The following is a 26,109-nucleotide window of genomic DNA, read 5'->3' as shown; positions in this document are numbered from 1 at the left end:
ATGGCGAAGTCCTCTCCCACCGCGGTGGATTCCGAGAGCGAACTCGATTACGAGGCCGCGGTTTCGGGCAAGAAGCACAGCCTGTTCGAGCGGCTGTACACCGGCACCGGCGGTTTCGAGATCGTCGGCAAGCGCAAGGTGTACTACGCCATCGCGGCGGCGCTCATCGCGATCGCCGCGTTGAGCATGGGTATCAAGGGTTTCACCCTGGGCATCGACTTCGCCGGTGGCTCCCGCATCCAGCTGCCCGCCGCCGCCGATGTCACCACCTCGAAGGTGGACGACATCTACCGGGCCACCCTCGGCCACGATCCGGTGACCACCCAGAAGGTGGGCTCGGGTTCCTCGGCCACCATCCAGGTCCGCTCGGATTCGCTGTCCGCCGAGCAGGCCGACAAGCTGCAGAACGCGCTGTTCGAGGCCTTCCACCCGAAGGATTCGAGCGGCCAGCCCAGCCGCAATGCCATCAGCGTCGCGCAGATCAGTGAGACCTGGGGTAGCCAGGTCACTCACAAGGCGTTGCTGGCGCTGGTGGTGTTCGTGGTGCTGACCATGATCTACATCGCGATCCGCTTCGAACGCGATATGTCGATCGCGGCCATCGGCTCGCTGTTCTTCAACCTCGTCGTGACCGCGGGCATCTACTCGCTGGTCGGCTTCGAGGTGACGCCGGCGGCGGTCATCGGTCTGCTCACGATTCTGGGTTACGTCCTCTACGACAACGTGGTCGTGTTCGACAAGGTGGAGGAGAACACGCGCGGCGTGCTGCACCTGAACAAGCACACCTACGCGGAGAAGGCGAACCTGGCGGCCAACCAGACCCTGATGCGCTCGATCAACACCACCGTCATCGGCATCCTGCCGATCATCGGCATGCTGGTGATCGCGGTGTGGCTGCTGGGTGTCGGCACCCTCAAGGACCTGGCGCTGGTGCAGCTGGTCGGCATGATCGTGGGTGGCTACTCGTCGATCTTCTTCGCGGTGCCGATCCTGGTGTCGATCAAGGAGAAGTGGGGCCCGGTGGCCGCGCACACCAAGAAGGTGCTGGCCCGGCGCTCGGGCGCGGGCAAGGAGCGCGTCGGTTCCGCCGCGGCGTCGCGCGCGGGCGCGGCCACGCGGGGGTCGGATGCGGTTGCCACCGTGCGCGACAGCGGGCCGCGCCGTCAGAACACGGGAGCGCCGCGGCCCGGCGCCCGGCCGACCGGGAAACGACAGAATCGACGGCACTGACGGGCGGGGGTTCGCGACGGTGAAGCAGGACAAGGTAGTTCGCAATCACCCGGCAGTGCGCCGGACCGCTGTCGCGCTGGTGGCGGGAGCCCTCGCCGCCGGCGCGCTGGCCGGATGTTCCTCCAAGAACCAGGTGCCCTCCATCGGGTACGGCGTGGACGCGGTCATCGCCAGCTACAACGGCTCCAGCACCCTCGGCGCGAACAGCGGTGCGGCCGCGGTGTTCTCGCGGGTGCTGACCGGGTTCTTCTACACCGGCCCCGACGGGCAGCCGGTGGCCGACACCGACACCGGCACCGCGAAAGAGGTGCCGGGCGAGACGCAGACCATCCAGTACCGGCTCAATCCGGAGGGCACCTACTCCGACGGCATCACCACCTCGTGTGACGATCTGGTGCTGACCTGGGCGGCGCGCAGCGGACGGTTCACCAAGGCCGGTCCGGGCGGGCCGATTCCGATGTTCGACGCCGCGGGCACCGACGGCTACCGCGATATCGAGCGGGTCGACTGCCAGCCCGGATCCAAGGACGCCACCGTGGTGTTCCGTCCGGGCAAGCACTATTCGGCGTGGAAGACGCTGTTCAACGCCGCCGAGATGATGCCCGCGCACGTGATCGCCACCCAGGTGAAGATCCCGAACGTGGTGACCCCGGTGCAGACCGGTGATCAGCCCACGCTCGAGCGAATGGCCGACTTCTGGAACAACGGCTGGAAGCTCACCCCCGGCAAGCTGGACCTGACGGTGCTGCCCTCCTCGGGCCCGTACCGGATCGACTCCTTCGGCGACAAGGACGGTCTGGTGCTGGTGAAGAACGAGAAGTGGTGGGGCAATCAGCCCCGCACGCCGCGAATCGTGGTGTGGGACCGGCATTCCGATCTGAAGTCGAAGGTGGCCGACAACTCCGTCGGCGTGCTCGACGTGGGCGCGGGCTCGCTGGGCGAGGTCGGCCTGGGCGGGTTCCACAAGCAGAACCTGCCCGGCCGCGGCGTCGAGCAGCTGGTGCTGGCCACCGGCGGCGTCTTCGATTCGCCCGGCGCGCGCCGGGCGTTCGCGTCGTGCGTGCCGCGCCAGGCGCTGTTCGACAAGTTCGGGCATCCCGACTACGACGTCAAGCTCGGGCTCGGCGCCGGATTGCTGAATTCGCGGACCGTGCAACAGGATTCGATCTACTACCCGTCGATCGCGGGCGCGGGCGACAAGTACAAGGGCGGTGGCGACGCGTCGCCGGCCGCCGCGGGCCCGCTGGCCAACCAGACCGTGCGCATCGGCTATGTGAAGCCCGATGAGCGGCGCGCGGCCACGGTCGCCGCCATCGCCGCCGCCTGCAAGCCCGCGGGCATCACGGTGATCGACGCGGGCGCACCGGATTTCACCGCGTCGCAGCTCACCGAGGGCAAAGTGGACGCCGTCCTGGGCGGCACCGCGGGCATGCCGGGACCCTCCGGCACCCTGACCGCGACCGACGCCATCGCGTCGCTGCGCACCGGCGCGGGCCTGAATTTCGGCCGCTTCGGCAATGGCCGCTACGATGCCATCGCGGATCAGCTTGCCGCCGAGGACAACTCGGGCGTCGTGCTGAACCTGCTGACCGAGCAGGAGAACCTGCTCTGGAGCGAGATGCCCTCGATTCCGCTGTTCGCCGGACCTCGCACCGTCGCGTTCGGGGACGGCATGGAGAACGGAATCGCCAGCCCCACCCGGGCGGGCGCGGGCTGGAACATGGATCGCTGGGTGCTGAAACGGTGAACGCCCTGATGGGCGTGGTGGATGAGGAGTGTGGGTGTAGATGAGCAAGCACGAGATGTTGGAGACGGCGGAAGTGGCGGGAGAACGAGCGGCCAAGGCCGGTGAGGCGGTGCAGCGGCTGACCCGCTGGCACGACGACTTCCCCACGCCCGGTGTGCGATTCGCCGATCTCACCCCGGTGTTCGCGGACTCCGAGGGCTTCCGCTCGGTGCTGGACTGCTTCGCCGCCTGCGCCCCCGACGCCGACCTGGTGGCCGGTGTCGACGCTCGCGGCTTCCTGCTCGGCGCGGGTGTCGCGGCGGTGCTCGGCACCGGCGTGATCGCCGTCCGCAAGGCGGGCAAGCTGCCGCCGCCGGTGCACAGCCGCGAGTACACCCTCGAATACGGTTCGGCCGCACTGGAGATCCCCGCCGACGGCATCGACCTGCGCGGCCGCAAGGTGCTGCTGCTCGACGATGTGCTCGCCACCGGTGGCACCCTGGCCGCGGCGGCCGAGCTCTTCATCGCCGCCGGGGCCGAGGTGGTCGCGGCCGCGGTGGTGCTCGAGCTCGGTTTCCTCAACGGCCGTGAGCGCCAGGGCGATTACCCGGTGACCTCGATCGTCAAGCTCTGAACACTTTGCTCGCCGGCCGAATACACGTGAGCTACCTGCCCGCGCCGATGGCCTGACCGAACAGCGCCTGCACGGCGGTGGGCAGGATCTCCCCGAGGGTCTGCCAGAACCGCGGTTCGGCCATCACGAAGGTCGGATCGCTGATCGTGCAGCCGTCGGGGGCGCTTACGCCGTTGAGGCGATCGCGCAGCCAGTGGAACGCGCCCGGCAGCTGTCCGGCGACTCCGGAGATGTGCTCGGCCAGCAGTTCCCGGTCGTAGACGACGCTGGGCGCGCCCTCCGCGCAGTACTTGTCCACCAGGCGGTCGACGCCCGCGTTGGGCAGGATCTCGTCGTATTGGGCGTGATAGATGTATACCGGCATGGACGGCGTGTGCTGGCCGAGGGAGTTCTCGGCCAGAAAGCGTTGTACTGCGGGATGTTGCAACGGATCGCCCTGGAATCCGAAGGCGCCCAAGTAGTCGTAGAACGGGACGAGCGCGGTGCCCATCGGGTGGCACAGCAGCTGTTTGGAGGCGAGCAGCAGCTTGCTCACCGGATCCACCACACCGTCGCGGAGCATGTCGCGGACCTCCGGATACTCACCGGCGATCCCGGCGAAGACACCCATGACCAGGCCGGTGTACAGGCCCCGGTTGTTGTGCCGCAATGCCGTCGGGTAATCCGCGGCGGCGATGCCGCCCGCTGCCACGCCGACGATATTCAGTTCGGGCGCATAGTCTTTCGCGATCTCCGCCGCGAACGACGACGGCACGGTGCCGCCGGAATAGCCCCACAGAGCCGTCGGGGTGCCCGCACCGGAAAGCTGTGCGGGGGAGAAGCTCTCGGCGGCCCGAATGCCGTCGAGAGTGGCCTGGGCATTGAGTTTCGAAGTGCCGTAGGAGGAATGCGGTCCCTCGTAGTCGGGGAGCGCCACCGTCCAGCCCTGGCCGACCCCCGCCGCGATGGGAATCATCGTCTCGGCGGCATTCACGTAATCCAGAGGGAGCGAGCCGGATTGGATCACATAGGACGGCGCACAGTACTGGGCGGCGCTGTCCTCGGCGATCTGATATGACAACAGCTTCCGCCCGCCCTCGGGTGCGGGGCCGCGCGGCACCAGCACGGTGGTGACCGTCGAAATGGCCTCCCCGAAGCTGTTGGTGGTGCGATACGACAGCTGCCAGGCGTCGATGTTCAACTGCACCAGCCCGAAGTACGCCGGATTGATCCGCCGCGCCCGCAGGATCTCACCCGGCTGCGCGGCCGCCACCTGCCCGGCCGGGGGCTGATAGAAGTCGTCGACCTCCGGCGGCAGGGTCACGGCGGGCGGTGGTTCCACCGCGATATCGCGGGCCGGTTCCGCGAGCGCGGTGGCCTGCGCCACCGAAATCAGCAGTGCGGCGGCCATGCCCGCCACGACCATCGGCCTGCGCCCTACCCATCCCTGACCGGTCATCGGATCCCTCTTCTCCGCCACGACATTGTGGGCTAAACCGTCTCAGACGAGGCAGGCCGTGGTCACTGTGCGCGAACTCAGGGTTCGGTGGCCGGGTTTGTTCGAATGACAGGAATCACCGATGTGGTCGCGGCTATCAGCCCTGTTGGAATCATGTGCCGTGCGAACGGATTCGGTCGGGGTCACAATGTGGCTGTGAGTACCGCAGCGGAGGATCCCGCGCCCGTCACCGAATTCCTGGCGGCCCATCTGCCCGAGGCGGCCCGGGAGATGGTGGCCGCGGTGGTGCGCAGCGTCCCGGACTACGAGCGGCTGCCGCGCGACATGATCGAGCGGGACCTGATCCATCGGGCGGAGGACAACCTGCGGCTGTTCGTGCGGCTGCTGGGGGAGGGGCGCGAGCCGCAGGCGGGCGATCTGGACGGCATGATCGACGTCGCGGTGCGTCGTGCCCGCGAGGGCATCCCCCTCGACGCCGTGCTGTCGGTGTATCACCAGGGTGCGCTCGCGGCGTGGAATTACCTGGCGGCCCAAGCGAATACGGGCGAGCAACGCGATGAACTGCTGCGTGCGGTGCCGCAGCTGCTGCGCTATCTGGGCATCGTGATTCCCGGGGTCGCGGGGTCGTATCTGAATGAGCGGCAGGACCTGCGATGGGAGCAGCGGGAGGCCAAACGCGCGCTGGCGCAAGCCCTCTTGCAGGGCAAGCCCGCCGAACTGCTGGCCGAGCGGTTCGGGATCGTGCTCGGCGGCTACCACGTGGTGGCGCTGCGCACCGCCGACGCGGCCGCCACCGTCGACGGAGTACGCCCGGCCATGCGGGTGATCCACGGCGAGATCGACGCGCTCTCACCACACGCGCTGACCGTGCTGGATCGGGCCGGGGGCTGGGTACTGCTGCCGGTGAGCGAACCGGTCGCCCGGCTCGATGCCGCGGTGGCACGGATCGCCTCGGCCGCGGGTGTCCGTGTGATAGCCGGAACCGCTACCGCGGCACTGGTTTCCGAGGTCCCGTCACGTGCCGAGGAGGCGGGTGAGATCGCCCGCCTCGCACTGGGACTGGGCCGCCCGACCGGTGTCTACCGCATGGCCGACCTCGCCCTGCAATATCAGTTCGCCCGCCCCGGCCCCGCCCGCACCTGGCTGCTCGGCCTGCTGGCACCCCTGACCGACCACCAGCACCTCATGGACGCCCTGCGCGCCTACCTGGCCCACGACCACAATCGGGTCGCGGCCGCCGAGTCCCTGGTGGTCCATCGCAATACGCTCAACTACCGCCTGAACCGCATCGCCGCCCTCACCGGCTACGATCCCGGCCGCTCCGAACACACCCCTCTCTTCGCCGCGGCCCTCACCGCGTTCGACCTGGCCGCCGCCGAGCTCTGATCGGTGGTGGGCGGACTCTATCGGGCAACGACCCGGGCCACGAAGCCGGTGACGACCAGCCAGAAGATCGCGGCCAGACCGTAATTCAGGATGATGTCGAAGTTCGGGCTGTTTGTGTGGAAGAGCCCGGGGAAGAACAAAGCCAGTGGTTCCGCCAGTCCTTTGATGAAGATGAAGAACTTGTTCGACTGATCCGCGTTGAGGATCAGCATCAGGATGTACAAACCCTCGATGAGGGCGAACAGCGCGCCGACGCCGCTGATGATGCGAGCGGCGTGGACTTCGTTGCGGGCAACGTACGGCATAGGGGAGGGATGCCCGCTGTGTGCCCATCGAAAACGGCCGAGCCCATCGAATCGGCGTGTACAGGTCCGTGAAACCGCGTGTCGGCCATGGCATGATGTCCGGGTGATGACCGCGGCGGCCGGGAGCGCTCGGGCGTGAAGCCCAAACACATCGTCGGTGGGGCGATCGGCCTGATCATCGGCCTCATGGCACTGGTGCTGGTCATCATCCTGCCCGCCACCGAGACCTCTTGCGGCCCCGGCGCGCCCAGCGTCGCCGCCGCCCCCTCGGCGCGCACCGAACCCAACTGCCCGGCCACCGGATCGCCCGCCGAGACCGGGCTGCAGGAGGGCGCGTTGCGCGTGTTGCGCTGCACCGTGGCGCACTTCGGGATGATGGACATGCGCGGCGTCACCGACGACGCCTCCGCCCCGGACCTGAAGGCCGGGCGCGCCGTCGAATTCGTGGTCGGCACCGACTCGGGCAAGGGCGACGCCATCGTCTCCTTCCTCCAGGAGAACGCCGGCGCCTTCCGCATCGACTACCTGATCTGGAAGCAGCGCAGCTGGACTCCCGGCGCGGCGGGCGGCGCCGCCTGGAAGCCCCTGGAAGACCGCGGCGACCTGGCGCGCAACCACCTGGACCGGGTGCAGGTCACCATCAAGGACGCGGCCGCCACCTCCACCGAGCTCGCACCCGCCAACGCCTCGATGGCGGCCATGCCCGGCACCGTCAACGAGGCGGGCAGCCTGATCGGGGCCGGACGGCACCAATACCCGCTGGCCGCAGGATCGTTCACGATCAGCGACGTGTTCGGCGCACGCGGCGGCACCCACCTGGGCGTGGACATGGCCGCCCCCGCGGGCACCCCCATCTACGCGGCCGCCGACGGGCTGGTGGTGGCGGCGGGCGCGGCCTCCGGCTTCGGCGACTGGGTCGTCATCGACTCCCTCGACGAGAGCGGCCGCCGGTACTCGACCGTATACGGCCACATGTACGACAACGGCTTCTTCGTGCACACGGGTGACATCGTGCAGATGGGCCAGCACATCGCCGATGTCGGCAGCAATGGCGAATCCTCCGGCGCCCACCTGCATTTCGAACTCGTACCGGGCGGACGGTTGACGGGTGGGCATCAGGTCGACCCCATGCCGTGGCTGGCGGGCGGCACCATCCCCGCGCCCAGCACGCCCTACTGCGAGAACGGATTCGGCACCGCCGGCGGCAATCTCGCCTCCGGCAAGGTGCCCGCCGAACTCGAGATCTGGTACCGCCGCGCCGGCTCGCTGTGCCCGGAGATCAGCGCCTCGCTGCTGGCCGCCCAGGCCCAGGCCGAATCCGGATTCCGCTCGGATGCGGTATCGCCGGACGGTGCGCAGGGCATCGCGCAGTTCATGCCCGGTACCGCCAAAGCCCTGGCCCCCGACGGACAGCCGTATGTCATCGACGCGGACGGGGACGGGGTGGCCAGCTCGCTGGAACCCGCCGACGCCATCATCGGTCAAGGCCGCTATATGTGTTCCATCGCCAAGACCATCGAGGGCTGGATGAACGAGGGCAAGGTCTCCGGCGACCTGACCGCGCTCACCATCGCCGCCTACAACGCCGGCGAGGGCGCGGTGCTCTCCTCCGGCGGCATGCCCAACCAGATCCCCCGCCACTACACCGAGACCCGCCCGTACGTGGCGCGCATCCTGGCCGCCGAGCCCGGCTTCCGCAGCCTCGGCAGCGAAGGCCGCTTCCAGGCCGACCCGAACGCGGACCTGGGGCCGCAGATCGTCGCGGCCGGACAGCAATGGCTCGGCACGCCATACGTTTTCGGCGGCGGCGGGCCCGGCGGACCCAGTAACGGCGGCTTCGACCAGGCGGGCTTCACCGCGGCCGCGGTCTTCGCCGGCAGCGGCAGCACCATCAGCCTGCCGCGCACCGCGGAGCAGCAGTGGGAGCAGGGCGTGGAAGTCCAGCTCCTGCAAGCCAAGCCGGGTGATCTCGTGTTCGGCTCGTTCGGTCCGCGCGGACCCTCCGACGTCGGCATCTACACCGGCAGCGGCCGCATGCTGCACGCCGAATCCGGCGGCAAGGTCACCGAGGTCCCGCTGTCCAACGGTATGAAGGCCCGCCGCATCGGCAGCTGAATCGGATTCGGCCCTCGCAATGGGGGTTGGCAAGTATATCCGGGACATGTAATGTCCCGGATCATGGTGATCGGTGAAGGCGTCGAGTGGGGATTGCACTGCTGCGTGGCCCTGGCCTGGCTCGACGACCACGCGCCCATTGCCACCGCCCGGCTTGCCGAGATCTTCGAGCTGCCGCCGGAATACCTGAAGAAGCGGCTACAGCCGCTGGTCCGGGAGGGGATCCTCGAATCCACCCCCGGTGCGCGCGGGGGATACCGGCTCGCGCGCGCACCCGAGCGCATCACGCTCATGGATGTCGTGGCCGCCGTCGAGGGACGCACGGATGCGTTCCGGTGCACCGAGATTCGCCGCCGGGGCGCGGGCGCGGCCCGCGCGAAGTCGGAGTTCGGTAAACCGTGCGGCATCGCACAGGCCATGGGGCGCGCCGAACTGGCCTGGCGACAGGAACTGTCGAGCCAGACCATCGCCGACCTGATGGGCGGAGCCCATGACAACGCGTCGAAGTCCACGCGCAGCTTCTACGAACACGCGACCGGCTGAGCGACAGCGCGGTTCGCTGAAAATCGACCCGGCCTCCGGCCGGGTTTTTCGGAAGGAGATTCGGGATGGCAAATATCCCGGTTATTACCCGGTCGACGGCGACCGAGGCGCCCGCCGAGTCGAATGGCCTGCGGCGCACGCTGATTCTGGCGCTGGGCACCTTCGCCGTCGGCACCGATTCGTTCATCCTCGCCGGATTCCTGCCGGATCTGGCCGGGTCCCTGCATGTTTCGACCGCGACGGCGGGGCTGGCGGTGACGGTGTTCGCCGCGGCCTACGCACTCGGATCGCCGGTGCTGGCGACGCTGACCGCCCGGCTGCCGCGCCGAACCCTGCTGGTGTCGGCCCTGCTGGTGCTCGCACTGGGCAACCTGGGTTCGGCGCTGTCCCCGACCTTCTGGACGCTGCTGGCCACCCGCATCGTGGCGGCCGTCGGCGCGGCGGCCTTCACCCCGAACGCGGGCGCGGTGGCCGCGGCGCTCGTCCGCCCCGAGGCCCGGGCCCGCGCACTGTCGGTGGTCGTCGGCGGATTGACCATCGCGACCGCGCTGGGCGTGCCCCTCGGCGACGTCCTGGGCCAATGGCTCGGCTGGCGTGCGGCCCTGACCGGCGTCGCACTCGTCTGCCTCGTGGCCGCCGCCGGTGTCGCGGCCTGGGTGCCCACGCTCCCTGGAAACCCGTATGTCCCACTGGCGAAACGTCTTTCGGTCCTCCGCAACCGTTCCGTCGCGACCGTCCTCCCACTGACCCTCCTCGGCATGGCCGCGGCCTACACCGTCTACGCCTACGCCGTTCCGGCCTTGGGCGCCTTGGGAATCGGTGCCACCTCCACCGCCTGGGTGCTCATGCTCTACGGCGCGGGCGCGGTCGCCGGAAACCTGTCCTCCGGCTACATCACCGACCGCTGGGGCGCACCCCGCGTCCTCACCATCGGCTACGCCCTCATGGCCGCCTCCCTCGCGCTCATGGGTGCACTGGCCGCGGCCGACGTGCGAGCCCCCGTGCTGGTCGGCCTCCTGGCCCTGGCCTGGGGCGCGGCCAGCTGGTGCCAAACCCCCGCCCAGCAGCACCGCCTCATTGCCGCCGCCCCGCAGGAATCCGGCCTGGTCGTCGCCCTCAACGCCTCCTGCATCTACTTCGGCATCGGCGCGGGCACCCTGCTCGGCGGCCTCACCATCGGCCACGGCGTTCCCGCTATGTATGGTGTGGCCGCCGCTCTTGCCGTGGCGGCCCTGGCATACCTGCGACTTACGGCCCGCAAGGCGCGCGAGGGCCTGACCAGCCAGACGAGCGCCTAGAAATCGGCACGTGTGTGCTTCTCGATGTACTGGTGGAGTGTCGTCAGTGGAGCACCGCCTACCGATCCAGCGAAGTAGGACCCCGACCACAATCGAACGCCGTTCCAGTAGGCGAAATGCAGGTCTTCGAATTCCTTGCGTAGCAACCGGCTCGATACCCCCTTGAGGGAGTTGACCAGCCTGGATACTGCGACTTTCGGTGGAAAGTTGACCAACATGTGGACATGGTTGGTGTCCCCGTTGAACTCGGCTAGCTCGCACTCGAAGTCCTCGCACACCTGCCGCATGATCCCTTCCATGCGCTGCAGATGTGCGGCAGCAAAGACAGGAGGCCGGTACTTAGTGACGAAAACCAAATGCACATGCATGGCGAAAACTACATCTCTACCTGCGCGATGATTCGACTCTGAACCCACAAACCAAATGATACGATCACGGTGTGGGGAGGAATTCAGCGGCATCATCGGAAGGTGGGTACGCCCGTCTTACGTTCCGTCTGCGTGTCTCCAGGACCGCTGAAGTGGCCCTGCTTGCAGAATGGGACCGTTGCCGGTGGGTATGGAACCGATGCGTTGCCGAATCCAGGGCCGCGCGTCAGGCTGGGGAGAGTTGTGGCCCAGCGCAATTGGACAAGAAGCTAACAGGTTGGCGGGGTGAGCATGAGTGGCTCAGCGCGGGCGCATCGGTGCCGCAGCAACAGATCATCCGTGACTTCTCTAAATCGCGTGCGAAAGCATTGAAGGACATCAAATCTCGGCTGCCGATGCGCCGACGCTCAGGGATGCCACGGTTCAAGAAGAAGGACCGGGCCGATCCGAGCTTGAACTACACCCTGCGTGGCTTTCGCATCGTGGACGGCAAGCTGTTGCTGGCCAACGGAATTGAGCTGAGCGTGGTGTGGTCGCGAGAACTGCCGACGGCACCGTCGAGCGCACGAATTTACCGAGACCCGTTGGGGCACTGGTACGTCTCGTTCGTTGTCGCGGCTCCGTCCGAGCCACTGCCTCCGACTGGGCGTGCTATCGGGATTGATTGGGGTGTGGCCGAGACTGCGACTACCACTAGTGACGCGCACGATCTGCCTCACGCGCAACATGGCAGGAACGCGGCCGCGAAGCTCGCTCGCTATCAACGGATGATGGCGCGGAGACGTCCGGCGAAAGGTAAGCCCGGCTCGCGCGGGTACAAGGCTGCCAAACAGCGTGTCGCGCGACTGCACAGGAAAGTCGCACGACAACGGCAGGACGATGCTCGGAAATGGGCGAAACGCATTGTGCAAGACTTCGATCAGATCGCGGTCGAGGACTTCCGTCCCCGGTTCCTCGCCAAGATTTCGATGGCCCGCAAGGCCGCTGACGCCGCCGTCGGCGCGGCGAAGGCAGCACTGATCGTGATGGGCCGTAAGCATCAGCGTCAGGTAGTGCTGGTGGACCCTAAATACACGACGATGGACTGCAGTAAGTGCGAAGCGAGAACCAAGCATCGCCTGCCGCTGTCCGAGCGCACCTACCGATGCGAGGCATGCGGACACGAATCCCCGAGGGACAAGAACTCCGCACACGACGTGATGCTCAACAGGGCTGGTTTCACCCCTGCTGGTGTTGATTGCGGAAGACCAGGACGCTCGCAGAGCGTTCGGGCAGCATGAGCCGGAAATCCGCGCTGTCAGGCGACGGAGGACTCAACTCAGAAGATCAACGGAGAGAGGGCGGGGTCGAGGTTGGACCCCGCTGAGAGCCGCGTCACCGAATTGCTTCTTGCACTGCCATCTTGGTGTCCGTTACCGTAGTCAGGTCTTATTGCCGTCTGATCGGAGACATGCAGTTGATCCGTTGAGGTTGATCGCCGAGTGGCCCGCAATCGCGCGCCGCATTCGCTCATCCTCCGGAGGCCCGCATGTCTATGCCTGTTATTTCTATTTCCGATCTGACCTTCACCTGGCCTGATGGCACGCCGGTGTTCGACGGTCTCGACGCTCAACTCGGACCCGGTCATATCGGCCTGGTCGGGAGCAATGGCGCCGGAAAATCCACGCTGTTCCGGCTGGTCACCGGGGAATTGCGCGCACAGCGCGGCTCGGTGAGCGTGCCGGGGCAGCTCGGGTACATGCGGCAGGACCTCGGGCTGGCCACCGGGCAGCGGGTCGACGAGGTGCTCGGGCTGGACGGGATTCGAGAGGCGTTGCACCGCATCGAATCCGGGTCCGGCACCGAGGCCGACTTCGACGTCGTGGGCAATGCCTGGGATATCGAGGAACGCGCGGTGGCGCTGCTCGGGCGGCTCGGATTGCATTACGTCGCAGGGGATGTCGCGCAGTTGGATCGACGCCTGGACACCCTGTCCGGTGGCGAGACCGTGCTGCTGGGCCTGGTGGCCGAGCTGCTGCGCGAACCCGACGTCCTGCTGCTGGACGAACCGACCAACAACCTCGATCAGGTGGCGCGCGAGCGGCTCTACGAGGTCATCGGCCAGTTCCCCGGCACCGTGCTGACCGTCAGCCACGACCGGGAACTACTCGATCGCGTCGACACCATCGCCGAGCTGCGGCAAGGCGAGATCCGTTCCTTCGGCGGCAATTTCACCGAATACGAGCGGATCATCGAGGCCGAGCAGGTGGCCGCCCGCGCGGCGGTCCGCGATGCCCGCAGTGATATGCGCAAGCAGTCGCGGGAACTCGTGGAGGCGCGCATCAAGCTCGACCGCCGCCAGCGGTACGGGCAGAAGATGTGGGATCAGAAACGCGAACCCAAGATCATCATGGCCGAGCGCAAGCGCCAGGCCCAGGTGTCGGCGGGCAAGCTGCGCAACAACCACATCGGCAAGGTCGAGGAGGCCAGGGATCATCTCAGCGAGATGCAGGAGCGGCTGCGCGACGACCGGGAGATCCGGGTCGACCTGCCCGATACCCGGGTCTACCCCGGGCAGGACGTGCTCGAGCTGACCGAGGTGCGGCTGGCGTGCGGGCCGACGGTGACCTTGAAGGTCAACGGCCCCGAACGCATCGCGCTCACCGGACGCAACGGCATCGGCAAAACCACGCTGCTGCACAGCATCCGGCACGCGGCTCCGAAGGTGCCCTGGCGCATGCTGCCGCAGCGCCTGGACATCTTCGACGAGGAGAAATCGGTATTCGAGAACGTGGCGGCCACCGCGCCCCACGCCGTACCGGAGAAGATCCGGGCGCAACTGGCCCGCTTCCTCTTCCGCGGCACCGACGCCGACGTCCTCGCCGGAGCCCTCTCCGGCGGTGAGCGGTTGCGGGCGGCCCTGGCCATGCTGCTGCTGGCCGAGCCCGCCCCGAAGCTGCTGCTGCTCGACGAGCCGACCAACAACCTCGACCTGCCCAGCCTCGCCCATCTCACCGAGGCGCTGGCCGGCTTCGAGGGCGCGCTCATCGTGGTCAGCCACGATCCGCGCTTCCTCACCGAAATCGGGGTCACGCGGCGGCTGGAGCTGACCCGCGACGGGCTGGTGGAGTCTGCCGGTGAACAGTGAGCTGACCGGGTACAGTTCACTGTTCCTACCGGCGGTTTCGGCCGTCCCGGTCGGGAACCGTTTCCAGGACTAAAGTGGGTGATCTGGGTGGTTGAACGGTCCGATAGGGTTTTCCGATCGAGGCCGCGAGCGGAGGTGGCATGACACAGCAAATGGAGCAGGCGAACTCGGGGCAACCCGAGGGCGCTCGTGAATTGAACGCAGCCGCCACCCCATCGGCCACCGGTCAGCCCGCCGCCGCTCGCAATTCGACCGCCGTACCCACCTCCGCCTCCCGCCGCGTGCGGGCGCGCCTGGCCCGTCGCATGACGGGCCAGCGCGGCATCGCCGCCGTCAAACCGGTGCTCGAGCCGCTGGCGACCGTGCATCGCGAGCTGTACCCGAAGGCGAATCTGGCTCTGCTGCAACGGGCTTTCGACGTCGCCGACGAGAAACATCAGCACCAGTTCCGCAAGTCCGGCGACCCGTACATCACCCACCCGCTGGCCGTCGCGAACATCCTCGCCGAACTGGGCATGGACACCACCACGCTGGTGGCCGCGCTGCTACACGACACCGTCGAGGACACCGGGTACTCGCTCGACGAGCTGACCGCCGAATTCGGCACCGAGGTCGCCCACCTGGTGGACGGCGTCACCAAGCTGGACAAGGTCAACCTGGGCGCGGCCGCCGAGGCCGAGACCATCCGCAAGATGATCATCGCCATGGCCCGCGACCCCCGCGTGCTGGTGATCAAGGTGGCCGACCGGCTGCACAACATGCGGACCATGCGGTTCCTGCCGCCGGAGAAGCAGGCCAAGAAGGCGCGCGAAACCCTCGAGGTGATCGCGCCGCTGGCCCACCGGCTGGGCATGGCGACCGTCAAATGGGAGCTGGAGGACCTCGCGTTCGCGATTCTGCACGCCAAGAAGTACGACGAGATCGTGCGTCTGGTCGCCGACCGCGCGCCCTCGCGTGACACCTATCTGGCGAAGGTGCGCGCGGAGATCGTGAACACCTTGGCCGCGAGCCGGATCAACGCGGTCGTGGAAGGCCGTCCGAAGCACTACTGGTCGATCTATCAGAAGATGATCGTCAAGGGTAAGGACTTCGACGACATCCACGACCTGGTCGGCATCCGCATCCTCTGCGACGAGGTGCGCGACTGCTACGCCGCGGTCGGTGTCGTGCACTCGCTGTGGCAGCCCATGGCCGGGCGGTTCAAGGACTACATCGCCCAGCCGCGCTACGGCGTCTACCAGTCCTTGCACACCACCGTGGTCGGACCCGACGGCAAGCCCCTGGAAGTGCAGATCCGCACCCAGGACATGCACCGGACCGCCGAGTTCGGCATCGCCGCGCACTGGCGGTACAAGGAGACCAAGGGCAAGCACTCCAACGACAACAACGAAGTCGACGATATGGCGTGGATGCGCCAGCTCCTCGACTGGCAGCGCGAGGCCGCCGACCCCGCGGAGTTCCTGGAGTCGCTGCGCTTCGACCTGAAGTCGCCGGAGATCTTCGTGTTCACGCCCAAGGGCGATGTGATCACGCTGCCGCAGAAGTCGACCCCGGTTGACTTCGCCTACGCCGTGCACACCGAGGTCGGTCACCGCTGCATCGGTGCGCGTGTCAACGGGCGACTGGTCGCGCTGGAACGGCAGCTGGAGAACGGTGAGGTCGTCGAGATCTTCACCTCCAAGGCGCAGAACGCCGGACCCTCGCGGGACTGGTCCAACTTCGTGGTGTCCCCGCGCGCCAAGGCCAAGATTCGCCAGTGGTTCGCCAAGGAACGTCGCGAGGAGGCCCTCGAGGCCGGTAAGGACGCGATCAGCAAGGAGGTCCGTCGCTCGGGCCTGCCGCTGCAGCGCCTGATGAGCGTCGACGCCATGAGCGCGCTCGCGCACGAACTGCACTACACCGACATCTCCGCGCTGTACGCGGCCGTCGGTGAGAACCAGGTGTCCGCGCATCACGTGGTGCAGCGGCTCATGGCGCAGCTCGGTGGCGTCAGCGACGTCGAGAACGAATTGGCCGAGCGGTCAACGCCTTCCACCGTTCCGTCGCGGCAGCGCACCACCGGCGATGCGGGCGTGGAGATTCCGGGCGCGCCCGGCACGGTGTCGAAGCTGGCCAAGTGCTGCACCCCGGTGCCCGGCGACGAGATCATGGGCTTCGTGACCCGTGGCGGCGCGGTCAGCGTGCACCGCACCGACTGCACCAACGCGGATTCGCTGCGCTCGGAGCCGGAACGGATCATCGAGGTCAAGTGGGCGCCGTCGCCTTCGTCGGTGTTCCTGGTCGCCATCCAGATCGAGGCCCTCGACCGGACCCGCCTGCTGTCGGATGTCACCAAGGTGCTGGCCGACGAGAAGGTGAACATCCTGTCCGCGGCCGTCACCACCTCCGGTGATCGAGTCGCCATCTCCAAGTTCACCTTCGAGATGGGCGACCCGAAGCACCTCGGGCATCTGCTCAATGTGGTCCGCAATGTGGAAGGCGTCTACGACGTCTATCGCGTGACCTCCGCGGCCTGAGTCAGCGCGGATCCTGGCCGAGACGTTCGGCCAGGATCGTCGCGCGGGCCAGCTGCACCTTGCGGGCCTGGCCCGAGGCGAAGGCGAGCAGGCCGAACGGGGTGCGCAGGCGGAGTTCGTCGTCGATGCGGGTGCCCTCGGGCGTCTCGGTGAGGTCGAAGCGGTAGGCCATGTGGACTCCGCCCGGGCTGTTCACCTCGCCCCAGACGGCCTTGCCCGGGGTGCCGAGCAGTGAGACGCGAATTCGGTTGTCGTACTTGAATCCCAGGAAGCGGAACCGCTCGACTGCCACGTAAGAGTCTGCCTGGACGTCCTCGACGGCCACGACCAGCGGCGACAGGCCGATGTAGTTCTCGGGCCGGGCCAGGTGCTCGTAAACCGCTGCGGCCGAGGCGCGCACGGTGAAGGTGTTGCGGAGAATCTTTTCGGGCATCCCCGAACTCTAGTGGCGCAGCAGCGGCTGGGTGGAGCAGCGGAACGCGCCGCCGAACAGGCGCGAGACCGAGAAGTCGACGTATTCGACGGTGATGCCGCGGGATTCGAGCTGCTTGCCGACGCGCTCGAACTCCGGGTCGGTGATGTAGGTGTCGGCGTCGATGGGCAGGCCGTTGGTGGCCATGGCGGCGGCCTCGTCCTCGGTGACGTCGATGCGCTCCCAATCATGCAGGCGCGCGGGCAATCCCACCGGCAGGCGGTCGGGGCAGGCGATGAGCAGGCCCTCGCGGACCAGGCCGATGGCGCAGTCCAGGTGCAGCACATGCCGGGGGAGCGGCACCGGCGTGACGGTGAATCCGAAGGGCCGCAGGTACTTCGAGAGCCACGCGATGCCCAGCTCATCGCTGGCCATACCGGACAGGCCGACGAAGATCTCCTTGTTCAGTACCAAGACATCGCCGCCCTCGAGGAACGGTCCCGGGCCCGCGACGCCGGGCGCGGCGATGGCCGGCCGGAGCAGCGAAACATAGTGTGCGGCAGTGGGCATGACCCGCTCCAGCAGCAGATCGCGGCTGGGCAGCACCTCCATGCGGCGGTGCGGGAACTGCAGGGCACCCTCGATCACGTGCTCGCCGACGGTGAACCACGGGTCGCGGACGAAGAAGTTCGCGTAACCGGCCGGACCGGCGGCGGCCTTCTCCTCGGCGGTGAACAGCCGTGGCCGCAGTACTTCCACGCCGTGACGGCGCAGGACGGCGGCGAGTTCCTCCCGCTCGGCCTCGAAGCGCTGCTGCTTGTCGGGATACACCGCGCCGAAGTCCTTGCCCCACACCGCATCCATGATGTCCACGGCGGACGGCTCCACCGGCATCTCCGTGCCCACCATGGCCGGATCGGCGGGGGCGCGGAACTCGCACCGCGAGACCACCACCGTCCGCAGTGGCGCGAATTCACTGTCCACACGAACGTCACGGGTTACAGCAGACATGCCAAAACGATAATCGCCGGACCGGTCGGTCTGATGATCCCGCGCCCGTCATGCGAGTCACATTTGCGGGCTGTTCGCAGACGGTCGTAGGGTCGGTGTCGTGGGCACTGGCAATGGTGTGGGCACCGAGGGCAAGCGGGTCAAGCTGGCGCTGGGCAGCGGCGGGGCCCGCGGGTACGCGCACATCGGGGTGATCGCCGAACTCCAGGAGCGCGGGTACGAGGTCGTCGGGGTGGCCGGATCATCGATGGGCGCGCTGGTCGGCGGGCTGTTCGCGGCCGGGCGGCTGGACGAATTCACCTCGTGGGTAACCGGACTCGGCCAGCTCGAGGTGGCGCGGCTGCTGGATCCGGCGTTCAGCGAGCCCGGGGTGATCCGCGCGGGCAAGATTCTCGACCGGATTCGCGAGATCCTCGGCGACCTGCGCATCGAAGACCTGCCGATCCCGTATGTCGCGGTGGCCACCGATATGACGGTCGGGCGCTCGGTCTGGTTCCAGACCGGCGAGCTCGATGCCGCGATTCGCGCCTCGATCTCCATCCCCGGATTCATCACCCCGGTGCTGGCCGACGGTCATGTGCTGGTCGACGGCGGCGTCCTCGATCCGCTGCCGGTGGTGGCGACCATGGCGCTCGGGCCCGCGGATATGACCATCGGCGTCGACCTGTCCGGTCCACCGGACCCGATCTACGACCGGGCGCAGCCCCGCGCCAACTGGTTCGCCCAATGGTGGCGGGCCTCCGCGCAGCGGCTCGGCCGCGCGCCCGAGCACCTCGAGGAGCAGCCGCCCGCCCTGAGCAGCGTGCGCGCCACCGATGTCGCGCAGCGGGCCATCGACCTCATGCTCGCCGCCATCACCCGCCAGCATCTGGCCGCCCACCCGCCCGACCTGGTGATCTCGGTGCCCCAGAACATTTGCGGCACCATGGATTTCCATCGCGCCGCCCCGCTCATCGAGCAGGGCCGGGCGCTGGCGGCCGCGGCCCTGGACACCCTGCCTCAGCCCGGTCCGGCGGCCACGGCCGCACCCTGACCGCGCGCTGGGTTGCCCGGAGGTCGCGGGTACGATTCCCGCATGAAGTTCGAGAATGTCACCGTCACCAAGCGCGCCAATGTCTACTTCGATGGCAAGTGCGTGAGCCACAATATCGAGCTGGCCGATGGCACCAGCAAGTCCGTCGGTGTCATCCTCCCCGCCACCCTCACCTTCAACACCGGCGCCCCGGAGATCATGGAACTGCTCGAGGGCGTCTGCAATGTCACCCTCGCCGGCGAGTCCGAGGCCGTCACCTACAAGGGCGGCGAGTCCTTCTCCGTGCCGGGTGACTCCAGCTTCGTGATCGAGGTCGTCGAGCCCGTCCACTACGTTTGTCACTTCGGCTGAGTTTCACCCCCCGCTGCGGCCCGGTCCTCACCAATGAGGCCGGGCCGCAGCTGTTTTGAGGCAGCGGAGCCGTTTCCGGGCCCGGCGTGGTAGGCATGGGGTATGACGACGCTGGGTGCGGTGTTCCGGCCGCAGAATCCACCGGAGCGGCTGCGCGATGTGGTGCGCGCGGCCGATGAGTCGGGGCTCGACGAATTGTGGCTGTGGGAGGACTGTTTCCTCGAGGGCGGGATCTCCACCGCCGCCGCGGCACTGGCCTGGAGCGAAAGGGTGCGCGTCGGGGTCGGCGTGCTGCCGGTGCCGCTGCGCAATGTCGCGATCACCGCCATGGAGATCTCGAGCCTGGAACGAATGTTCCCGGGCCGGGGGATCTGGGGTGTCGGGCACGGCGTGCAGGACTGGATGGGCCAGGTGGGTGCGCGGGCCGCCTCACCGCTGACCCTGCTGCGCGAATACCTCGACGCGCTGCGCGGCCTGCTCAACGGGCAGCGAATCACGGTGAAGGGCCGCTACGTTCAACTCGACGACGTCGCCCTGGACTGGCCCCCGGCCGCCGCACCGCCGATCCTGGCCGCCGCGACCGGGCCGAAAACCCTGCGACTGGTGGGGGAGTGCGCCGACGGTGTGGTCCTCACCAATTCCACCCCCGCCGCCGGTATCCGCACCGCCGCCGAAATCCTGCACGCCGCCCGCCCCGAAGCCGTTGCGGCACAGCCCTTCCCGATCGTCGTCTACCTGCTCGCCGCCACCGGACCCGATGCCGCCGACCGGGTGCTCGCCGACCTGCGCGAGCAGGAGCGCGACACCATCCCCGACATCGGCGTCGCCGGTGACGCACAGGCCATCGCCGACAAGGTAATTCAGTGGGCCGAGGCCGGAGCCACCAGCGTGGTGCTCCAGCCCACCGGCGACGAACCGGACCCGGCCGGATTCGTCCGTTTCGTCGCCGAGCAGGTCAGGCCCCTACTGTCCTGAGCTGGAGGTCAGCGCAGGTCGCGGAAGAACTCGCGAATATCGCCGACCAGCAGTTCGGGTTCCTCCAGGGCCGCGAAATGTCCGCCGTGATCGACATCGGTCCAGCGGGTGATGGTGTTGGAGGGCTCGCAGTACCGGCGGATGCAGACATCGTGGGCGAAGGCGATGACGCCGGTGGGAACACCGGAATTCGCAGGGGTGGAACCCCATTCGCCGGTGTGGCCGTAGCCGACGTAGGCCGCCGAACCGGCGGTGCCGGTGAGCCAGTAGAGCATCACGTTGGTGAGCAGGCGATCGCGGTCGATGATCTTGTCGGGGTCGACATTGCGCGGGTGGGTCCACTCGCGGAACTTGTCCATGATCCAGGCCAGCTGGCCCACCGGCGAATCCACCAGGCCGTAGGCCAGCGCTTGCGGGCGGGTCGACTGAATCGAGATGTAGCCGAACTCCTCTCGCATGAACGCCTGGATGCGCCGGACCCGGTCGCGCTCGAGCTCGGTGAGATCGTCGATATCGTCGGCGGCCGAGGGCGGCGGGAGGTTCGGGCCGCCGTTGACGTGCACGCCGATCACCCGATCCGGTGCGTGGCGCGCGACTTCGGGGCTCACCGCGCCGCCGATGTCACCGCCCTGGACGCCGTAGCGCTCGTAGCCGAGGCGCCGCATGAGTTCGGCCCACACCCGGCCGATGCGGGCGCGGCTCCATCCGGGCTCGCTGACCGGGCCGGAGAATCCGAAGCCCGGCAGCGACGGGATGACCAGGTGGAAGGCGTCGCGCGGATCGCCGCCGTGTGCGCCCGGATCGGTCAAAGGGCCGATGATGTCGAGGAATTCGACCACCGAGCCGGGCCAGCCGTGGGTGAGCAGCAGCGGCACCGCGCCCGGCTCCTGGGAACGGACGTGCAGGAAATGGATGCGCTGACCCTCGATCTCGGTGGTGAACTGCGGGTAGCGATTCAACTCGGCCTCGGCGGCCCGCCAGTCGTATTCGGTGCGCCAGTACTCGGCGAGCTCGCGCAGCCAGCCGACGGGCGCGCCGGTATCCCAGTCGGCACCCGGCAGCGGCGCGGGAAAGCGGGCGGCGGCGAGCCGCGACCGCAGGTCATCGAGCTGCTCTTGCGAAATATCGATACGGAAGGGAGTGATCTCATCGCTCATGAGAACCACGCTAGAAGCCGCCTAGGACAGCTTCCGCCCTAGCTTTCGGAGACAATCGAGAAATGTTGGAATCCTCGGCCCGCCTGCTGCGTCTGCTGTCGCTGCTGCAGACCCCGCGCGACTGGACCGGCGCCGACCTCGCCGCCCAGCTCGACGTGGATGTGCGCACCGTGCGCCGCGATATCGAAAAGCTGCGCGCCCTCGGCTATCCCGTACACGCCGTCGCCGGTGCCGCCGGATACCGGCTGGGCGCGGGCGCGAAACTGCCGCCCCTGCTGCTCGACGACGAGGAGGCCATCGCCGTGGCCATGGGCCTGCGCACCGCCGCGGGCGGCACCATCGCCGGGATCGAGGAGAGCTCGCTGCGGGCGCTGGCCAAACTCGAACAGGTCCTGCCGTCGCGCCTGCGCCACCGCATGACCGCCCTCCAGGAGGCGACTATCGCCGTCCCCGCCGGCGGCCCGCGCGTGGACCCCGACACCCTGACCGCCATCGCCGCCGCCATCCGCGACCACCACTGCCTGCGCTTCGACTACCGCACCCACGAGGGCGAAACCTCCCGCCGCACAACCGAACCCCACCGCCTCGTCCACACCGGTCGCCGCTGGTACCTCACCGGCTGGGACGTGGACCGCGAGGACTGGCGCACCTACCGAGTAGACCGCCTCACCCCGCGCATCCCCACCGGCCCCCGCTTCACACCCCGCGAAGCACCCGACGCGGCAGCCCAGGTCTCGCGCGGCATAACCTCCGCCCCCTACCCCTACCAGGCCCGCATCACCCTGCTCGTCTCCGCCGAACAAGCCGCCGAACGGATCGCACCCACCGTGGGCGTCCTCGAAGCCGTGGACGCGAACACCTGCATCCTCCACACCGGCGCCGATTCGCTCGACGCTCTCGCCTTCTACATGGCCCGCTTCGGCTTCGAATTCCGAGTCATCGAACCTCCGGAACTCGTTGCCCGTCTTCGTGATCTGTCCGCGATGCTGGGGCGGGCGGCGAGCTGACGGCCGCGAACCCGCCCACCGGGCGACCGGCGTGGACGGGTTCGGACGACCTCGAGGGTCAGAGCAGCCAGGGGTTCATGCTGCAGACCGGGGCGGGGTGGGCTGCCGGGTCGAGGGCCTGGAGGGCCAGGGAGACGGCGCGGGGCGAGAAGAGCATGGAGTTGTGATCGGAGGTATCCAGGGGGCAACCGTCCTGGAGAAGGACGTTGTGGACCGTGGCGCCGGGCCCGGCGGTGAGGTAAGTGGCCGAGTAGGGGGTGGAAACCTCGTCGTATTGGTCGGCGACGATGGTGTAGTCGATGCCGGGGAGAGTGTCGCCGTCGGCATTGAGACGGGTCAGGACGGGGGAGCCGACCAATTGCTGAATTCCGGCGTGGCCGATCAGGGTTTCGGTGGGGGCGGTGGGGTCGAGTTTCAGGGCGGATTGGAAGACGCCGAGGAGGTTGCCCAATCCGGCGAGGGTGGTGCCGTGATTGGTTGCGCCGTAGGTGATTACGTGGGCGACTTTGTTATTTGCGGGGTTGCTCGGGTCGGTGCCACCGTTGAATTTCAGGTATTCGCGGATGACCACGCCGCCCTGGGAATGGCCGATGGTGTCCACCTGTGGCGCACCGGTGGTGGCCAGGACGCGGTCGACGAAGGTGGAGAGTTGGTCGGCGGAATCCTCGATGTAGCCGGTGGCTCCGATGGTGGGCTGGACCAGGCCCGCGCCCGGGGTGTCCGCTCGGCCGTAGTTGAAGGTGAAGACGCAGTAGCCTGCCTTGGCCAGTTCGGGGCCCATGTACGAGTACGCGCTGAAGGCGCTGGCCCAGGTGCCGTGGACCAGGACGACCGGGCGGGGGTGGGCGGCATCGGGTTTGCAGGACCAGTCGTTGGTGCCCTGGGGTGCGGCGTCCGGATTGGCCAAACCGTAGGCGATGGCGGCGGTTTCGTCGGTCAGCTCGGGGCCGTAGCCGACGGTGTCGGAGGCGTGGGAGCCGTCGGCGGGATCGGCCACGGCCGCTGGGGAATTCAGTCCGATGGTGAACGCGGCGACGGCCATGACGAATGCGGCGGCGCCCAGCGAACGCGGAGTGTGCTTCATATCGTGCTTTCTTCCTCGGAATGGAAACGGCGAGTGAGGAAGACGCTAGAGCTGTTTTGCCAGGTAATTGCCGTGGCGATAATCATTCGGCGCGAAAGAACTACCGTATGGAAGTAGTAAAGACGCCGGTCGCTGCGAGGTAAGGGAATTCGAATCAGCGTGATTGGACTCGAATAATTAACCGGCCGTTCGCATCGTTCGCCAGTGTCGAACGGCCGGTATTGGTGGCCGAAATCCGCTCGTGAACTCAGCCCGCCAGCGCGGTGCGGGTGGCGGAACGGATTGCGGCGGTGACGGTTTCGGGTTCCTCCAGCATGACCAGGTGGCCGCAGTCGGGCAGCTCGATGGCCCGGGTGGGTCGCAGGGTCGCGTTCAAGCGCGCGCCCGCCGCCGCGGACAGGATGCGGTTCTTCGCGCCCCAGACGGTGGTGATGGGCGGGAAGCCCGGGGTTGGACGGAAGTCGTCGAGTGTCGCCAGCGACGGCAGATCGCGGGCGATGGCGGCGGGCGGGAGCAGCCGTCGCGGCTCACTCCAGCGGTGGCGCAGCCCGGCGAAGGCCGAGGCGCTCATGCCGCGACCGCGCGGGCCGAGCTGTTCGCGCACCACCAGACCGGCGGCCAGACCCGGCAGCCGGATCGCGCCCGCGACCGAATGGAGGGGAACGGTCGCCGCCGCCCGAGCGGTCCAACCGGTCGGTGTGGGCCGCAGGGTGGCCGCGGTCAGCGGGCTGCACAGCACCAGCGCCCGCACATTCTGCGGATTACGCCGCGCGTAGAGCAGTGACAACGCGCTGCCGAAGCAATTGCCGACCAGCGTCACATCGGTGAGCCCGTGCGCCTCGATGAACTCCGCGAGCATCCGCACATAGTTCTCGACGGTGTATCCGCCGGTGGGGGAATCGGAGTCGCCGTACCCGAACAGATCCAGCGCGTACACGCTGTGCGTGGCGGCCAGCGCGCGGGTCTGGTTCTCCCAGATCCGCCGGTCGCCGCCGATATTGTGCAGGAACAAGATCGGATCACCCGACCCGGCGTGGTCATAGGCGACGGATACGCCGTGGTAGTCGAACTCCGGCATCGGGGCGCTCTCCTCGTTGAGTAGCGGTGCGGCACTGCGATAGTGCCCATGCTAGCCGGTACTCCCGGTAACACAAGTCGCGAGGAGAGCGCCCGAACGCTGGTCAGCGCGTGGATCCGGCGATCACCCCCGAATCCCGGATCCAAGATTTCAGTTCGGCCATCCCGGTTTCACGATCCATAACGGGGTGATATTCGAAATCGCGGGTGGCGGCGGAGGTGTCGTAGGTGCCAGAGCGCGTCATCACCGCCACCGAGTACCGCGACAGCGGCGGCGTCCAGTGGGTGGCGAGATACGGTACCCGCCTGAGGTTTTCGATGATCGTCACGACGAGGTCGACTACGCGAGGATCCAGCTTGCGGGTCGGGCGCGCGTACCCCAGGTCTTCGGCGACCTGACCGAGAAACCGCCACACGTTCGTCCGCTCGGCATCGGCGATGAAATACGGCTTGCCGCCCACGTTCTCGCTGGCAGCGGCCAGAATCGAGGCCTCGACGATATTGTCGACATGGCACAGCGAGGCGTACACCTCGCGCCCGGCCGACAGATCCGGCAGCGTGCCCGCCGCCGCCCGCTCCAGCAGCCGTACGATCGGCCCGGACCGGTCACCCGCCCCCCAGATGGCCCGCGGCCGCAGCGCCACGGTGGTGAACCCGGGTGCGTCCGCCTTCAGCACGAGCCGTTCGGCCGCGGCCTTGGTCTCGCAGTAGTAGTTGAGATACCGGCTCGGATACGGAACCGACTCGTCGATATCGATCTGGTCGCCGCCGTCACGGTCCATGAGCGCACTCGGACTCGAGATGAACACGAATCGCCGCGCGCCCGCGGCCCGGGCCGCGGCCAGCAGCCGGGCGGTGGCCGCGGTGTTCTCGGCCCAGAACACCTCGCGGGTGCCGCGCTCGTCCACGCGGGCGGCGCTGTGGAAGACGACATCCACACCCGCGACCGCCCGATCGAGGGATTCCGGATCGCTCAGATCACCCACGACCCGCTCCACCCGATCGATCACCGGCTCCAGATCGCGCAGATTGCTGGTGCGCCGCACCAGAATCGACACCTCGTAATCGGTGTCCTTCACCAGCCGGCGCACCAGCGCCCCGCCCAGGAAGCCCGAGGCTCCCGTCACCAATGCCTTCACGATGGGTCTGCCTTTCCTGGAGTCGGTGTCGAGGTCTCCAGCGCGGTCCGGCTCGACAGTTCGTCGGCCAGCATGCGGGCGATCGCGATCGGCAGCCCGGCCGCCATCACCAGCGGGGTGGCGAGCCGGAGCAGCCGGGTCAGCGGTGGATCCGCGTGCGGCGCGGTGGTTTCCATG

General features: G+C 68.0%; 24 protein-coding genes. 14 read left to right on the top strand and 10 right to left on the bottom strand.

Annotated features, from left to right (window positions below; all coding sequences use genetic code 11):
* From secF to ON43_RS20160, 3 genes are read left to right on the top strand one after another with little or no spacing between them, the layout of a single operon-like run.
* Entirely contained in the window at positions 1-1,230 is a 1,230-nt protein-coding gene (gene secF, locus ON43_RS20170; RefSeq protein WP_040809776.1) for a protein translocase subunit SecF, read from the top strand.
* A 19-nt stretch (positions 1,231-1,249) separates the two neighbouring features.
* Entirely contained in the window at positions 1,250-2,977 is a 1,728-nt protein-coding gene (locus tag ON43_RS20165) for an ABC transporter substrate-binding protein (RefSeq protein ID WP_051178756.1), read from the top strand.
* Positions 2,978-3,017: 40 nt separating this feature from the next.
* Positions 3,018-3,590, top strand: a complete 573-nt coding sequence (locus ON43_RS20160; protein WP_040809671.1) for an adenine phosphoribosyltransferase — start codon at positions 3,018-3,020, stop codon at positions 3,588-3,590.
* 31 nt (positions 3,591-3,621) lie between these two features.
* Here ON43_RS20160 and ON43_RS20155 read toward each other — a convergent pair whose 3' ends face one another.
* A complete protein-coding gene (locus ON43_RS20155) occupies positions 3,622-5,028 on the bottom strand; it encodes a lipase family protein (RefSeq protein ID WP_063712580.1) in 1,407 nt (468 codons plus the stop codon).
* A 195-nt stretch (positions 5,029-5,223) separates the two neighbouring features.
* On the opposite strand from ON43_RS20155, the gene ON43_RS20150 reads away from it, so the two are divergent.
* Positions 5,224-6,414 (top strand): PucR family transcriptional regulator, encoded by a 1,191-nt coding sequence (locus ON43_RS20150; RefSeq protein WP_051178754.1) that lies wholly within the window; start codon positions 5,224-5,226, stop codon positions 6,412-6,414.
* Between the two features lie 17 nt (positions 6,415-6,431).
* Here the strand turns inward: ON43_RS20150 and ON43_RS20145 are convergent, their stop codons facing one another.
* Positions 6,432-6,719, bottom strand: a complete 288-nt coding sequence (locus ON43_RS20145; protein WP_051178753.1) for a hypothetical protein — start codon at positions 6,717-6,719, stop codon at positions 6,432-6,434.
* 135 nt (positions 6,720-6,854) lie between these two features.
* On the opposite strand from ON43_RS20145, the gene ON43_RS20140 reads away from it, so the two are divergent.
* The 3 genes from ON43_RS20140 (at position 6,855) to ON43_RS20130 (ending at position 10,675) form a co-directional block, all read left to right on the top strand.
* Positions 6,855-8,834 carry a peptidoglycan DD-metalloendopeptidase family protein gene (locus ON43_RS20140; RefSeq protein WP_051178751.1) on the top strand — a complete coding sequence of 660 codons (1,980 nt, stop codon included), beginning with the start codon at positions 6,855-6,857 and terminating at the stop codon, positions 8,832-8,834.
* A gap of 63 nt (positions 8,835-8,897) precedes the next feature.
* On the top strand, positions 8,898-9,377 hold the full coding sequence (locus tag ON43_RS20135; protein ID WP_040809769.1) for an RrF2 family transcriptional regulator: 480 nt from the start codon (positions 8,898-8,900) through the stop codon (positions 9,375-9,377).
* 65 nt (positions 9,378-9,442) lie between these two features.
* Positions 9,443-10,675, top strand: coding sequence for an MFS transporter (locus ON43_RS20130; RefSeq protein WP_051178749.1), 1,233 nt, complete (start codon positions 9,443-9,445; stop codon positions 10,673-10,675).
* On the opposite strand, the gene tnpA is transcribed toward ON43_RS20130, so the two are convergent.
* Positions 10,672-11,091 (bottom strand): IS200/IS605 family transposase, encoded by a 420-nt coding sequence (gene tnpA / locus ON43_RS20125; RefSeq protein ID WP_040809669.1) that lies wholly within the window; start codon positions 11,089-11,091, stop codon positions 10,672-10,674. The two genes, ON43_RS20130 and tnpA, sit on opposite strands and share 4 nt — an antisense overlap.
* 23 nt (positions 11,092-11,114) lie before the next feature.
* On the opposite strand from tnpA, the gene ON43_RS43815 reads away from it, so the two are divergent.
* The 3 genes from ON43_RS43815 (at position 11,115) to ON43_RS20115 (ending at position 16,686) form a co-directional block, all read left to right on the top strand.
* Positions 11,115-12,323, top strand: coding sequence for an RNA-guided endonuclease InsQ/TnpB family protein (locus tag ON43_RS43815; RefSeq protein ID WP_083913554.1), 1,209 nt, complete (start codon positions 11,115-11,117; stop codon positions 12,321-12,323).
* Between the two features lie 248 nt (positions 12,324-12,571).
* A complete protein-coding gene (locus tag ON43_RS20120; protein WP_040809668.1) occupies positions 12,572-14,170 on the top strand; it encodes an ABC-F family ATP-binding cassette domain-containing protein in 1,599 nt (532 codons plus the stop codon).
* Positions 14,171-14,310: 140 nt separating this feature from the next.
* Positions 14,311-16,686 carry a RelA/SpoT family protein gene (locus tag ON43_RS20115; RefSeq protein ID WP_040809667.1) on the top strand — a complete coding sequence of 792 codons (2,376 nt, stop codon included), beginning with the start codon at positions 14,311-14,313 and terminating at the stop codon, positions 16,684-16,686.
* 1 nt (position 16,687) lies between these two features.
* Here ON43_RS20115 and ON43_RS20110 read toward each other — a convergent pair whose 3' ends face one another.
* A complete protein-coding gene (locus tag ON43_RS20110; protein WP_040809666.1) occupies positions 16,688-17,119 on the bottom strand; it encodes an SRPBCC family protein in 432 nt (143 codons plus the stop codon).
* 9 nt (positions 17,120-17,128) lie between these two features.
* Positions 17,129-18,109: a dimethylarginine dimethylaminohydrolase family protein gene (locus ON43_RS20105; protein ID WP_040809665.1), complete on the bottom strand. Its 981-nt coding sequence runs from the start codon at positions 18,107-18,109 to the stop codon at positions 17,129-17,131.
* A 100-nt stretch (positions 18,110-18,209) separates the two neighbouring features.
* Between ON43_RS20105 and ON43_RS20100 the strand changes: the two genes are divergently transcribed.
* From ON43_RS20100 to ON43_RS20090, 3 genes are all read left to right on the top strand, one after another.
* Positions 18,210-19,142 (top strand): patatin-like phospholipase family protein, encoded by a 933-nt coding sequence (locus ON43_RS20100; protein WP_245568670.1) that lies wholly within the window; start codon positions 18,210-18,212, stop codon positions 19,140-19,142.
* A 42-nt stretch (positions 19,143-19,184) separates the two neighbouring features.
* Positions 19,185-19,493, top strand: a complete 309-nt coding sequence (gene ppnP / locus ON43_RS20095) for a pyrimidine/purine nucleoside phosphorylase (RefSeq protein ID WP_040809663.1) — start codon at positions 19,185-19,187, stop codon at positions 19,491-19,493.
* Positions 19,494-19,595: 102 nt separating this feature from the next.
* A complete protein-coding gene (locus tag ON43_RS20090) occupies positions 19,596-20,468 on the top strand; it encodes an LLM class flavin-dependent oxidoreductase (protein ID WP_040809662.1) in 873 nt (290 codons plus the stop codon).
* An 8-nt stretch (positions 20,469-20,476) separates the two neighbouring features.
* Here ON43_RS20090 and ON43_RS20085 read toward each other — a convergent pair whose 3' ends face one another.
* On the bottom strand, positions 20,477-21,625 hold the full coding sequence (locus tag ON43_RS20085) for an epoxide hydrolase family protein (RefSeq protein WP_040809661.1): 1,149 nt from the start codon (positions 21,623-21,625) through the stop codon (positions 20,477-20,479).
* A gap of 62 nt (positions 21,626-21,687) precedes the next feature.
* Here ON43_RS20085 and ON43_RS20080 point away from each other — a divergent pair, with 62 nt between their 5' ends.
* Positions 21,688-22,632 (top strand): helix-turn-helix transcriptional regulator, encoded by a 945-nt coding sequence (locus ON43_RS20080; protein ID WP_040809659.1) that lies wholly within the window; start codon positions 21,688-21,690, stop codon positions 22,630-22,632.
* 58 nt (positions 22,633-22,690) lie between these two features.
* Here ON43_RS20080 and ON43_RS20075 read toward each other — a convergent pair whose 3' ends face one another.
* From ON43_RS20075 to ON43_RS20060, 4 genes are all read right to left on the bottom strand, one after another.
* The gene (locus ON43_RS20075) at positions 22,691-23,716 is read right to left on the bottom strand and encodes an esterase/lipase family protein (RefSeq protein ID WP_040809657.1); all 1,026 of its coding nucleotides are present in this window, start codon (positions 23,714-23,716) and stop codon (positions 22,691-22,693) included.
* Between the two features lie 247 nt (positions 23,717-23,963).
* The gene (locus ON43_RS20070; RefSeq protein WP_040809656.1) at positions 23,964-24,794 is read right to left on the bottom strand and encodes an alpha/beta fold hydrolase; all 831 of its coding nucleotides are present in this window, start codon (positions 24,792-24,794) and stop codon (positions 23,964-23,966) included.
* Positions 24,795-24,897: 103 nt separating this feature from the next.
* Complete coding sequence (locus ON43_RS20065; RefSeq protein ID WP_040809655.1) at positions 24,898-25,932, bottom strand: NAD-dependent epimerase/dehydratase family protein; 1,035 nt, start codon at positions 25,930-25,932, stop codon at positions 24,898-24,900.
* The gene (locus ON43_RS20060; protein ID WP_040809653.1) at positions 25,929-26,108 is read right to left on the bottom strand and encodes a hypothetical protein; all 180 of its coding nucleotides are present in this window, start codon (positions 26,106-26,108) and stop codon (positions 25,929-25,931) included. The genes ON43_RS20065 and ON43_RS20060 overlap by 4 nt, the downstream gene beginning before the upstream one ends.
* Position 26,109: the final 1 nt, after the last annotated feature.

This window comes from Nocardia concava NBRC 100430 (genome assembly GCF_000308815.1).
GTDB lineage: Bacteria > Actinomycetota > Actinomycetes > Mycobacteriales > Mycobacteriaceae > Nocardia > Nocardia concava.
The sequence above is the reverse complement of the archived record's forward strand: the minus strand, read 5'-3'. Positions and strand labels throughout refer to the sequence as shown.